Origin of the sequence: Cytobacillus firmus DS1 (assembly GCF_000565285.1) — a bacterium.
Taxonomy (GTDB): Bacteria; Bacillota; Bacilli; order Bacillales; family Cytobacillaceae; genus Cytobacillus; species Cytobacillus firmus_A.
Genome location: NZ_APVL01000026.1, coordinates 17,970 through 30,210 on the forward strand (window position 1 = coordinate 17,970; position 12,241 = coordinate 30,210).

A 12,241-nucleotide genomic window follows, 5' to 3' on the forward strand; every position below is an offset into this window, starting at 1 on the left:
TACAACAATTGAGTAGTACGCTGTTAGAGAAGGTCCACTCTATTGTATCAATGAACCGCTGATGTTGACAAGAATGATGATTAGTTGCCCTGACTATATTTTGGGAATTTATAGGTTTCACCGGATTTTATTTCTTCTGGCTGCATTCCATTGTTCAATTCTGCGAAGTCAGATACCAACTGGTCTATGCCAACCGGAATTGGCCCATCAAGGTTTAGTTCAATTATTGAAAGAACTGTCTCTCCCGGATTGACCTTTTTCTCAAAAAAGCCTGCGTCTGTTTCTGCAGATGGAATTGTGCCGGCCTCCATAGACGGGTTTTGCCCAGCTGGGAGTGTACCATGATTCAGGTCATAAAAAATTACGTAAATTACAAGGACTGAAAGCAATACTCCCGCAAGTTTTTTCATATTGGACAAACCTCCTGCAAATAGCATGTTTACCCAATATGTATGCTTGTCCTATCTTGCTTAGACCAACAAAAGATCTCTTTTTATTATTCTGCAGACACAAGAGAATTATTTTAATGCAAAATAAAAAACGCGCTGGGTGCACGTTTTATTTTGGGTTATGAGCAGGAACTTCCCTAATGGCAAGCAGAAGAATAATAAGGGAAACAAGCCAGTTAATAATTGCCCCGTTTTGCACGGTGGTTTGCAGGGCTGACATGATAGTAAAGAAAATGGCCGGCAAAGTAATGCTGTAGGCAGACATGCGCCATAACTGGCGGTATTCCAGTTTTTTGGCAAGAGTTTTTTTGATAAGAAGGCCTGCCAGTGCTAAAAAGGATATCTCAATAAATCGAATGCCCGCTGCAAAAATATAAATGACAATCCCTATTAAGGAAATAATAATCGGCATAAGGGATTCTGCAGAAGCAAGGAACTCGGAAAGATCACTTTTGGAAATTGTGCTGCCTGACAGCATCGAGTATGGATATGTCTGTTCCTGTCCTTCTGCACGTATGTAAACTTCATTTGTCAAAAAAGCAATCGTATTGCCGCTTTCGGTTAGAACTGAAGGATCAACTGCACCAGTCGAATCAACAATGATTGTAAAGTCATCCTTGCTGATGGTAACTGGTGCTTTTTCATCTGTGTAAAGCTGTCCATCTGTTATTTCAAAATTGGGTAATTGATTATCAATGGTTTCATCAATAGCATTGAAGCCATTCATGATCCCTGCCCCGGAATAAAATACGGTTGGTAATACTGACAGCAGGGTAAGGAAAAAAACATACAAAATAGTCTTGCCTATTCCCTGATGCCTGAATAAAGCAATATCTTTAGGAGAAAACAAACTTTTATAAAACTGAACAAAAATATTCATTTGCACACACCCTTTTTAAGATTCACATTCTTATTTTAGCCAAATCCCAAGGAGTTACAAGGGAAATAATCTCATAGAATAAATGCAATACTTTTTGGTATTTTGTAATAAAAATGTAATATTAGGGCCTAATGTTAAGGAATTGTAAATTTGGATCTGATTTTATTTACTTTTATCTTGAATACCTTTAATAATTGTATGGGGTTTGATGAAACATGTCGAAAAAAATATAGGGGTTGAATAATTGTGGAACTTAATGTTCAGCAAATGCTTTTTGAGTTTTTGGGGGGACTTGGTATTTTCCTTTATGGAATCAAGTTCATGGGTGATGGGCTCCAAAAATCAGCTGGTGACCGGCTGAGAGATTTATTAGATCGTTTTACGACAAATCCGCTAATGGGGGTATTGGCGGGTGTACTTGTCACCATCCTTATACAAAGCAGCTCTGCAACTACTGTAATTACAGTTGGTTTAGTATCAGCCGGGTTCATGACTTTACGCCAGGCGATAGGTGTTATCATGGGAGCTAATATAGGAACCACAGTTACTGCATTCATCATTGGGATAGATATCGGGGAGTATGCTCTGCCGATCATTGCTTTAGGCTCAATCTTATTATTTTTCTTTAAAAAGCAGAAAATAAACAATATTGGACAAATTGTTTTTGGATTTGGTGCATTATTCTATGGATTGGAATTAATGAGCGGTGGAATGAAGCCTCTTCGCGCATTGGAATCTTTCCATGACTTGACCGTCAGTATGAGTTCAAATCCAATTCTGGGTGTGGTTGTCGGAACTGTGTTTACAGTTATTGTTCAAAGTTCAAGTGCCACAATAGGTATACTCCAAGGATTGTTTTCTGAAGAGCTGATAAATTTGGATGCGGCATTGCCAGTTCTGTTTGGAGATAATATCGGTACAACCATTACTGCTGTTTTAGCTGCTATTGGAGCGTCTGTTGCTGCAAGAAGAGCTGCAGCTGTACACGTACTGTTTAACTTAATCGGAACAACCATTTTCTTGATTTTATTAAAGCCTTTTACATTCTTAGTTGAAACACTGCAGGGTAAAATGGATCTGAATCCTGAAATGACAATTGCCTTTGCACATGGAATTTTTAATACGTCTAATACAATTGTTCAGCTTCCATTTGTAGCTGTACTGGCGTGGATCGTGACCAAGCTCATTCCGGGTGAAGATGCGGTTGCTGATTATAAAGCAAAGCATTTAGATCCTATGTTTATTGAACAATCACCATCGATTGCACTTGGACAAGCTAAGGAAGAAGTGCTCCGTATGGGAACATTCTCTGTACGCGGACTTGAAGAAACGGTTCAGTATTTAAAAACAGGCAATCAAAAGCATTCCGATACCGCATACCAGTTAGAAGATGCAATCAATAACCTTGACCGTAAAATTACAGATTATTTGATTAAGCTTTCTACAAGTTCACTTTCAGCACATGAATCTGCTGAGCACACCATGCTGATGGATACGGTAAGAGATATTGAGCGTATCGGTGACCATTTCGAAAATGTAATAGAATTGATTGATTATAAACAGGCAAATAAAGTGTCCATTACTGATTCAGCCATGACAGATCTGGAGCAAATGTTTAAATTAACTGTTTCCACCGTGAAAGAAGCTATGCAGGCACTGGATCATAATGATAAAATTGCTGCAGAGCATGTTGTAAAAAAAGAAGAAGAGATTGACAAGATGGAAAGAAAGCTCCGCAAACAGCACATCCTTCGATTGAATGAAGGACTCTGCAGCGGGCAGGCCGGCATTGTGTATGTCGACATTGTCAGCAACCTGGAGCGTATCGGCGACCATGCTGTGAATATTGCTGAAGCTGTTTTAGGTGAAGAATAAGTGGTAAAATAAGCAAGGGGAAATCCCTTGCTTATTTTATTTTAATAAAGAGGTGCTGATATTGGAGATAGTTTATTGGACACTGATTATTCTGTTGTTTATTATCGCTTATGCCGGCCTGGTTTTTCCAATTATTCCAAGTGTGCTGTTTTTGCTGGGCGGTTTTATCCTTTATGGAGTCCTTTTTACTTTTGAACCGTTTAACTGGCTATTTTGGACAATTCAGGGGCTGTTTGTTCTCCTGCTGTTCGGAGCTGATTACGTAGCCAATATGATTGGCGTGAAAAAATATGGCGGTTCAAAAGCTGGAGTATGGGGAAGTACAATCGGCCTTTTAGCTGGCCCATTTGTCATACCTGTACTGGGAATCCTGATTGGCCCATTTCTTGGAGCTGTTATTGCTGAACTTGCAGTTAACAGGACAAACTTTAATGATGCATTAAAGATTGGATTCGGATCTGTAATCGGATTTGTCAGCAGTGCCGCAGCCAAAGCGGTGATCCAGGGAGTTATGATAATTTATTTTCTTTTTGTGGTTCTTTAATTAAGCACACCCTCCGGATTAAAAAATACTAATTTGGATATTGTATATATGTAGCAAAGCATTTTGTTTGAAACAAAAATCCAACTTTGGTAATCTTAATCTAAAGACCTTAGAAACATTATAAAATCTGAATTTTATAATTGTTTCGGGGGCTGACCAAAACAGATACATAGGGAGGAATTTTATTATGGCATTTGAATTACCGCAATTACCTTACGCTTATGATGCATTGGAGCCAAACATCGACAAAGAAACGATGAATATTCATCATACAAAGCATCACAATACTTATGTAACAAACCTTAACAATGCTTTAGAAGGAAACGAAGAGCTTCTTTCTAAGACTGTTGAAGAAGTAGTATCCAACCTGGATGCTGTTCCTGAAGCTGCCCGTACTGCCGTACGAAACAACGGCGGCGGTCATGCAAACCATTCTCTTTTCTGGCAGATCATTTCTCCAAATGGCGGCGGAGAGCCAACAGGTGAATTAGCAGATGCCATCAGCAGCAAATTCGGAAGCTATGACAGCTTTAAAGAAGAGTTCGCTAAGGCCGCTACAACTCGCTTTGGTTCTGGCTGGGCATGGCTTGCAGTAAACAATGGTGAACTTGAAGTAACAAGCACACCTAATCAGGATTCACCATTAATGGAAGGCAAGACTCCAATCCTTGGCCTTGACGTTTGGGAGCATGCTTACTACTTAAAATACCAAAACCGCCGTCCTGAATACATCAATTCTTTCTGGAATGTTGTTAACTGGGATGAGGTTTCTAAGCGTTACAGCGCTGCAAAATAAGAAATCAAACAGCACGGCAGATTATATCTGCCGTGTTTTTACTTTGTCATATTGAATTTGCGCTGATTCTTGTGCAAATTTCTAAATCATTGAATAACCACACTGGCTTTGTAAGAGACTACCCTTAGAACCAAAGGGGAGTTTTTTTATGAGCAGATTTAAAAAACTGATCGGTGATGTTGATTTAACAAGAGATTTAACATTGCTGCTATTTATAGGGGGGCTGTATTCTTTAAGTGCTGCCCTTTCAAACACGTTTGTAAATATCTATCTCTGGAAGCAGTCTGGTGAGTTCAGTGATCTTGCTTTATATAACCTGGCCATTGTTGTTCTGCAGCCTTTGACTTTTATTCTGGCGGGGAGATGGGCAAAGAAAATTGACCGTGTCATTGTACTGAGAATCGGTGTGATTTTTTTAGCCCTTTTTTATCTGACCGTTCTTTTTATTGGAACAAACGCCTCGAAATTTTTATTGCTTCTCGGGGCTTTGCTGGGGGTAGGTTATGGGTTCTATTGGCTTGCTTTCAATGTACTCACTTTTGAAATAACTGAGCCGGAGAATCGGGATTTCTTTAATGGTTTCCTTGGAATACTAACATCCGTTGGGGGTATGATTGGACCGATAGCAGCGGGTTTCATTATTTCAAGGATGGAAAAGTTCACCGGCTATTCCGTAATCTTCGGAATCTCCCTGACCCTTTTTTCAATAGCTGTCTTTTTAAGTTTTTTTCTTAAAAGGCGGCCGGCAGATGGAAGGTATTTATTTAGGAGAATCCTTGCAGAACGAAAAAACAGCCTGAATTGGCGCATGATTACAAATGCCCACTTTTTTCAGGGGCTCAGAGAAGGAACCTTTATATTTGTCATATCAGTTTATGTCTTTATTTCAACTGGCAGTGAACTGGCTCTTGGTACATACGGATTGGTCAACTCAAGTATATCTTTTCTAGGGTATTATCTTGTGTCAAGACTTTTAAAAAAGGAGTATCGGAAAAGAGCCATACTTACGGGCGGTATAGTACTGTATGCGGCCATATTCTTTATCGTATTTGATGTCACCTATCCAAAGCTGCTGATGTATGCAGCCACTATTGCTGTAGCATATCCACTCCTGCTTGTGCCATATATCTCATTAACCTATGATGTCATTGGCAGAGGCTGGAAAGCTGCGGAGATGAGGATTGAGTATATTGTCGTCAGGGAAATCTTTTTAAATGCAGGACGTATAGTATCGATTCTAAGCTTTTTAGCTGCGGTAACTTTTTTTCAGGAAGAAAAAAGCATCCCTATTCTCCTCTTAATAATAGGAGCCGGACATTCAGTCATTTATTTATTCGTCAGAAAAATTCAATTTCAGTCTGCATGAGAGAGGAAATCCTCTCTCTTTTTTTTACCAATAAAATTATCTTTGTCGAAAAAGGGTTCTTTATAGAATTTATTGTTATTTTCTTTTAGAATGGGACTATGAGACTTTTTTAAAGGAAGTGTGCGTAATTTGAATAGGAAGAAAAAGAAGACCCATGTTCCTTTCCGTCTGAATATGCTCTTCTTTGCTGTGTTTTTATTGTTTTCGATGCTGATCCTCCGGCTTGGGATGGTTCAGATTGTTTATGGCGATGATTATAAGCGTGAGATTGAAAGAACAGAAGATGTTACAGTCAATAGTCCTGTGCCAAGAGGTAAGATGTTTGACAGAAATGGACAGGTAATTGTCGATAATACCCCGCAAAATGCCATCACTTTTACTAATAATGGCTATAAGCAGGATGAAATGCTTGAGGTGTCAGAAAAGCTGGCTAAGCTGATAGACAAAGATACCAAAAAAGTCCAGGAACGGGATATGAAAGATTACTGGATCATGAAGAATCCTGAAAAGGCAGAAGAAAAGGTTACTAAAAAAGATAAAGAAGAACTTGAAAAGAAGTATGAGGGTAATGAAAAGGAGCTGGATAAGGCAATATATCAGCTCACTTTGGATCGGATTACAGAAGAGGAATTAAGTGAATTGACAAAAGACGATCTTGAAGTTCTTGCTATCTACAGAGAATTTACAAGCGGATATGCTTTAACACCCCAAATTGTTAAGAATAAAGAAGTAACACCTGAGGAATTTGCAGTTGTCAGCGAAAATCTGCAGATTTTACCTGGTGTTGATACGACAACCGACTGGGAAAGATATTACGCCTTTGGAGATACTTTGAAATCAGTGCTTGGAAAAGTAACGAGCTCTGATGAAGGGCTTCCGGCTGAGCAGATTGAATACTATATGGCACGTGACTACAGCCGTAATGACCGGGTAGGAAAGAGTTATATTGAGATGCAATACGAAGAAGTGCTTCACGGCCAAAAAGCAAAAGTGAAAAATATTACGGACAAAGCCGGGAATGTCCTTGAAACGATTCCCATCACAGATGGTCAAAGAGGCAAGGACCTTGTGCTGAGCATAGATATGGATCTTCAGAAGGAAGTTGAGAAAATCATTGAAGAGGAATTGCGTAAAGCCAAGGCATCTTCCGGAACTGCGTTACTGGACAGGGCATATGTAGTTCTGATGGACCCGCATACAGGAGAGGTTCTTTCAATGGCCGGCAAAAAGATTGTGAAGGATAAAGAGACAGGCCAATCTGAAATGCAGGACGATGCATTAGGCAACATCACGACTACGTACAATGTCGGTTCAGCCGTGAAGGGTGCTACAATACTTACCGGGTATAAAACGGGAGCTATTAATCCCGGAACCGTTTTTTATGACCGTCCTTTAAAAATCAAAGGAACACCTGTAAAAAAATCCTGGAGGAATTTCGGCCCTTTAAATGATATTAATGCTCTTAAATTTTCCTCCAATGTTTATATGTTCGAAACTGTCATCAAGATAGGCGGGGGAAAATATGAGTTTGAGAAGCCATTATGGATAGATAAAAAAGCTTTTAGTACTGTAAGGGAATCCTTCGCTCAATTCGGTCTTGGCGTTCGGACAGGGATTGATTTGCCGAATGAACAAACAGGCTTTAAAGGAATGAGTGCATTGCCTGGTTTCATGCTTGACCTTTCGATCGGACAGTACGATACCTATTCCAACATGCAGCTTGCCCAATATGTTTCTGTCATTGCCAATGGCGGCAATAGGATGGAGCCTCATATTGTAAAGGAAATCCGTGAACCATTAATGGAAAATAATGAACTTGGCCCTATTGTTCAGGAGATGGAGCCAAAGGTTCTTAATAGGGTCGAACTTGAAGATGGCTGGATGGACCGTGTCCAGGAAGGCTTCCGTCGGGTAATGCAGGAAAAAGGCGGTACAGGTTATTCTTACTTTGCCGGCAAAGAGTATAAACCAGCGGGTAAAACAGGTACAGCTGAGGCCTTTTATGATGGACCCGAGCGCAGTAAGTTTGGAAAAGAGCCTCCTGAGGTCATGAATCTTAGCCTTGTTGGATATGCACCATCAGAGAATCCCGAGATTGCCATGGCTGTTTTAGTCCCATGGGCCTACCAGGGAAGCGTGGACCACGGAGCGAATAAAAAAATTGGTGAACGTGTTCTGGATGCGTATTTTGATCTCAAAAAAAATCGTAAAAAAGAAGGAAAGGATAGTCAAGAACCTGTCCAAGACGTAGAAAATGTTGATGATGTGCTCGAAGGACAGGAAGAGGCTCGAGAAGAAGTTGAATAGGTTTTATGAAACTGTCTCCTGACAAATCTGGGAGGCAGTTTTTTTTCTTAAATATGCATTGTAAGACAGCCGTAATGGAAAGATAAAACTATGTTATACCTCTTATTCGACATATTTACACACGAATCGTCCATATTTACAAAAGCTTTACAATCAGTTAAAACAGCGTTAACAGTCAAGCTTTATTCTAATACTCGTAGGACAAAACAACCAATTTTCTTAGGGGGAATTCAGGAATGAAACGTCTTAAAAAAATGAGCCTTTTATTAATGCTGGCGGCTGTAATGGCATTCACTGCAGCTTGTGGAGGCGGAGATACAAATGAAGGTGCAAGCGGAAATGGCGAAAATAATGAAGAGCTGGAAGGCAGTGTAGTAATAGATGGTTCTGGAACAGTTTATCCATTTATGGCACGCATGGCTGAAAATTATATGGGAGAACAGGAGAATGTCTCTGTAGAAGTAAGCCGCTCAGGAACTTCAGCTGGCTTTAAGAAATTCCTTGCCGAAGACGGAACTGACTTTAATGATGCTTCCCGCTCAATTAAAGATGAAGAAAAGGCACAAGCTGAAGAGCTTGGAATTGATGTACAGGAAATGAAGGTTGCTTTAGACGGAATTACTATCGTAATTAACAAAGAAAATGATTGGGCTAAAGAGCTTACACAACAAGAAGTTGTTGATATCTTCCTTGCAAGTGCAGGAAAGAAAAAATGGTCAGATGTTCGACCTGATTTCCCGGATGAAGAAATTCAGACATACGGCCCAAATGAAAACCACGGCACTTACGAATTTATGTTTGAGAATATTCTCGAAGAACAGGATCTTCCTGAAAATATCAACTTGCAGCAGGACTACTCAACTTTAGTGGATCTTGTATCTAAAGATAAAAATGCCATCGGATTCTTTGGCTATGGTTACTATGACAGCAACAAAGATAAATTGACTGCAGTAAAAGTTGACTTTGGCAGCGGACCAGTTGAGCCATCATTAGATACAATCAAAGAAGACGGAGATTATGCTCCATTTACTCGCCCGGTATTCACATACTTGAATACAAATATGGCTAAAGAAAAGCCGCAAGTGCTTGATTATGCAATCTACACAATGGAAAATGCACAGGATGTTGCAGCAGAGACTGGATTTGCTCCATTATCTGATGAAGATATCCAGGCTTCTCTAGACGCTTTAAACGGATTGAAGTAAGAGGTTGAAGTATTGGGAAGATGAGAAGGCAAACTTCTCATCTTCTTGTAGTGTTAAATGTTTTTCCCTGGGGAATGTAGTTAATGAGTTCTTCCTTGGATGAGAAGGCTGAAAGGGGTTTTACACTTGGCAAAAAGCGCTGTTCAACACGATAATAGAAAGTTGAATGTACGAGAAATCATACAGCAAAAGAAAAAATCACGAAGTGTTAATAATTATACTGAAAAGTTAATTCCAAAAATTTTATTTGGTATCGCAGCAATCTCAGTTCTGACAACTATTGGAATTGTACTTACCCTAATTACGGAAACAATCGCCTTTTTCAAAGACGTTCCTTTTATAGATTTTTTTACAGGCACTGAGTTAAAGCCTTTAGGAGAAAATGCTGTCTTTGGTGTTCTTCCCTTACTGACAGGAACAATCATTTCCACACTTATCGCTATGCTTGTTGCTATTCCAGTGGGTCTGATGACAGCGATATTTTTAAGTGAATACGCATCTGAAAAAACAAGAAAGGCATTAAAGCCTCTTCTTGAAATCCTGGCAGGTATTCCTACAATAGTTTATGGATTTTTTGCTTTTACGTTTGTAACACCTTTGCTAAGATCTTTTATTCCTGGCCTTGAACCAACAAATATTTTAAGCCCCGGGATTGTAATGGGGATCATGATTATCCCAATGGTAGCTTCCCTTTCTGAGGATGCAATGAGTTCAGTTCCAAATGCAATGAGGGAAGGTGCTCTTGCACTGGGGGCAACAAAGCTTGAGGTAACCTGGAAAGTGGTAGTACCAGCAGCTATTTCGGGCATCATTGCTTCGTTTGTATTAGGAATTTCCAGAGCAATCGGGGAAACGATGATAGTAACTATTGCAAGCGGCAGTTCAAAAAACTTCACATTTGACGTTACTCAATCCATGCAGACTATGACTGCTTATATTGTGGAAGTAACAGGCGGGGAAGCAGCCGCAGGAACAACATTATATTACAGTCTTTATGCAGTTGCTATGACATTGTTTGTGTTTACGTTAATTATGAACCTTCTTGCTCAGTATATCTCTCGCAGGTTCAGGGAGGAATATTAATATGAAATATGTAGATTCAGAACAAGTGCATAAAAAAATGGGCAGCCGCCTGCTTGCCAATAACCTTGCTAAAACACTCTTCTTTATGGCCACTTTATTTGGCCTTGTCGTATTAATTGTTTTGATCTATAGGGTTCTTGCTGATGGATTAGGATGGATCAACTTGGATTTTCTGATGAACCGTTTATCGACAGATCCTGAAAGAGCCGGTATCTGGGGAGCAATAACAGGAACACTATGGCTGATGCTTGTTGTTGCACCTGTCACGATGATTTTAGGAGTAGGCACAGCCATTTATCTTGAAGAATATGCAGCAAAGGGACGCATTTCTTCATTTATTAAGACGAATATCTCTAACCTGGCGGGCGTGCCCTCTGTTGTATTTGGAATCCTTGGATTAACTGTTTTTGCAAGAGCATTGGATTTGGGTTCTGTTGTTCTGGCAGGAGGCCTTACGATGGCTCTGCTAGTTCTTCCTGTTGTAGTAGTTGCCAGCCAGGAAGCCATTCGTGCAGTTCCTCAATTTTTAAGAGAAGCTTCTTATGGTATGGGCGCGACAAAGTGGCAGACTATTAAAAATGTAGTCCTTCCTGCAGCTCTGCCGGGAATACTTACCGGTGTAATTCTTGCACTGTCACGGGCAATCGGCGAAACAGCGCCATTGGTTGTTATCGGTATTCCAGCATTGTTAATTCCCGTTCCAGATGGAATATTTGATAAATTTACGATTTTGCCGGTTCAGATTTATTATTGGACAGTTGACTCTGCCCTTGTAGCAGAATATGCAAACCTGGCAGCAGCAACAATCGTTATATTATTAATTGTTTTATTCGCGATGAACTCAATAGCCATCTTAATCCGGAACAAGTTCCAAAAAAGATATTAGCCTGGGAGGTTTCTAAAATGCCTGTAGTGACAGAAAAAACAAATCCAAATGTAAAAAAAGAAAGCAAAGCTCCAAATTCAGCAGAAAACAAAAAAGTTGTTTATAATACAAAAGATCTTAACCTTTGGTATGGTGAAGGCCATGCGTTAAAAAATATAAATTTAGCCATTAATGAAAATGAAGTAACAGCAATCATCGGACCATCAGGATGCGGTAAATCCACATATATTAAAACTCTGAACCGCATGGTTGAACTTGTGCCTTCAGTAAAAATTTCCGGCGAAATCTTATACCGGGAGCGTAATATTCTTGATAAATCATTTAAAGTGGAGGATTTAAGAACAAATGTGGGAATGGTTTTTCAAAAGCCCAATCCATTCCCAAAGTCTATTTATGAGAATGTAGCATATGGACCTAAAATTCATGGTATCCGCGATAAAAAAATCCTTGATGAGATTGTTGAGAAAAGCTTGAGGGGTGCCGCCATCTGGGACGAAGTTAAAGATCGTCTGAATCAGAATGCGTATGGACTATCCGGCGGGCAGCAGCAGCGACTTTGCATTGCACGCTGCCTTGCAATTGAACCGGATGTCATCTTAATGGATGAGCCTACATCTGCACTTGACCCTATCTCTACATTAAAAGTAGAGGAGCTGGTGCAGGAGCTTAAGGAAGAATTCAGTATCATCATCGTTACTCATAATATGCAGCAGGCCGCACGTATTTCCGATAAAACAGCTTTCTTCTTAAACGGTGAAATAATCGAGTTTGCCGATACTGATAAGATATTCTCTACCCCTTCAGATAAGCGGACTGAGGATTATATCACTGGACGATTCGGCTGATTATA

11 protein-coding genes are annotated in these 12,241 nt (G+C 39.9%); 9 read left to right on the forward strand and 2 right to left on the reverse strand.

From position 1 onward, the window contains the following. Positions 1-80: 80 nt before the first annotated feature. Together PBF_RS21500 and PBF_RS21505 are read right to left on the reverse strand one after the other, a co-directional pair. A complete protein-coding gene (locus PBF_RS21500) occupies positions 81-410 on the reverse strand; it encodes a hypothetical protein (RefSeq protein WP_035332699.1) in 330 nt (109 codons plus the stop codon). Positions 411-558: 148 nt separating this feature from the next. Beyond that, positions 559-1,329: a DUF1189 domain-containing protein gene (locus PBF_RS21505; RefSeq protein ID WP_035332701.1), complete on the reverse strand. Its 771-nt coding sequence runs from the start codon at positions 1,327-1,329 to the stop codon at positions 559-561. A 267-nt stretch (positions 1,330-1,596) separates the two neighbouring features. Here PBF_RS21505 and PBF_RS21510 point away from each other — a divergent pair, with 267 nt between their 5' ends. The 9 genes from PBF_RS21510 to pstB all read left to right on the forward strand — a co-directional run bounded on the left by PBF_RS21510 (position 1,597) and on the right by pstB (position 12,236). Further along, entirely contained in the window at positions 1,597-3,204 is a 1,608-nt protein-coding gene (locus tag PBF_RS21510; RefSeq protein ID WP_206762426.1) for a Na/Pi cotransporter family protein, read from the forward strand. 61 nt (positions 3,205-3,265) lie between these two features. Beyond that, positions 3,266-3,748, forward strand: a complete 483-nt coding sequence (locus PBF_RS21515) for a DUF456 domain-containing protein (protein ID WP_035332704.1) — start codon at positions 3,266-3,268, stop codon at positions 3,746-3,748. A gap of 187 nt (positions 3,749-3,935) precedes the next feature. Continuing rightward, positions 3,936-4,544, forward strand: coding sequence for a superoxide dismutase (locus PBF_RS21520; RefSeq protein WP_035332705.1), 609 nt, complete (start codon positions 3,936-3,938; stop codon positions 4,542-4,544). A 148-nt stretch (positions 4,545-4,692) separates the two neighbouring features. Next, a complete protein-coding gene (locus tag PBF_RS21525) occupies positions 4,693-5,910 on the forward strand; it encodes an MFS transporter (RefSeq protein ID WP_035332706.1) in 1,218 nt (405 codons plus the stop codon). Between the two features lie 129 nt (positions 5,911-6,039). After that, positions 6,040-8,217: a peptidoglycan D,D-transpeptidase FtsI family protein gene (locus PBF_RS21530; RefSeq protein ID WP_035332707.1), complete on the forward strand. Its 2,178-nt coding sequence runs from the start codon at positions 6,040-6,042 to the stop codon at positions 8,215-8,217. A gap of 236 nt (positions 8,218-8,453) precedes the next feature. Further along, on the forward strand, positions 8,454-9,422 hold the full coding sequence (locus PBF_RS21535; RefSeq protein ID WP_035332708.1) for a PstS family phosphate ABC transporter substrate-binding protein: 969 nt from the start codon (positions 8,454-8,456) through the stop codon (positions 9,420-9,422). A gap of 126 nt (positions 9,423-9,548) precedes the next feature. After that, entirely contained in the window at positions 9,549-10,505 is a 957-nt protein-coding gene (pstC, locus tag PBF_RS21540; RefSeq protein WP_035332709.1) for a phosphate ABC transporter permease subunit PstC, read from the forward strand. Position 10,506: 1 nt separating this feature from the next. Then, positions 10,507-11,391: a phosphate ABC transporter permease PstA gene (gene pstA / locus PBF_RS21545; RefSeq protein ID WP_035332710.1), complete on the forward strand. Its 885-nt coding sequence runs from the start codon at positions 10,507-10,509 to the stop codon at positions 11,389-11,391. Positions 11,392-11,408: 17 nt separating this feature from the next. Then, on the forward strand, positions 11,409-12,236 hold the full coding sequence (gene pstB / locus PBF_RS21550; protein ID WP_035332711.1) for a phosphate ABC transporter ATP-binding protein PstB: 828 nt from the start codon (positions 11,409-11,411) through the stop codon (positions 12,234-12,236). The last annotated feature ends 5 nt before the right edge of the window (positions 12,237-12,241 follow it).

Coding starts and splice junctions, on each gene's coding strand:
- PBF_RS21500 (WP_035332699.1), bottom strand. CDS start 410: ATGAAAAAACTTGCGGGAGTATTGCTTTCAGTCCTTGTAATTTACGTA.
- PBF_RS21505 (WP_035332701.1), bottom strand. CDS start 1,329: ATGAATATTTTTGTTCAGTTTTATAAAAGTTTGTTTTCTCCTAAAGAT.
- PBF_RS21510 (WP_206762426.1), top strand. CDS start 1,597: ATGCTTTTTGAGTTTTTGGGGGGACTTGGTATTTTCCTTTATGGAATC.
- PBF_RS21520 (WP_035332705.1), top strand. CDS start 3,936: ATGGCATTTGAATTACCGCAATTACCTTACGCTTATGATGCATTGGAG.
- PBF_RS21525 (WP_035332706.1), top strand. CDS start 4,693: ATGAGCAGATTTAAAAAACTGATCGGTGATGTTGATTTAACAAGAGAT.
- PBF_RS21535 (WP_035332708.1), top strand. CDS start 8,454: ATGAAACGTCTTAAAAAAATGAGCCTTTTATTAATGCTGGCGGCTGTA.
- pstA (WP_035332710.1), top strand. CDS start 10,507: ATGAAATATGTAGATTCAGAACAAGTGCATAAAAAAATGGGCAGCCGC.
- pstB (WP_035332711.1), top strand. CDS start 11,409: ATGCCTGTAGTGACAGAAAAAACAAATCCAAATGTAAAAAAAGAAAGC.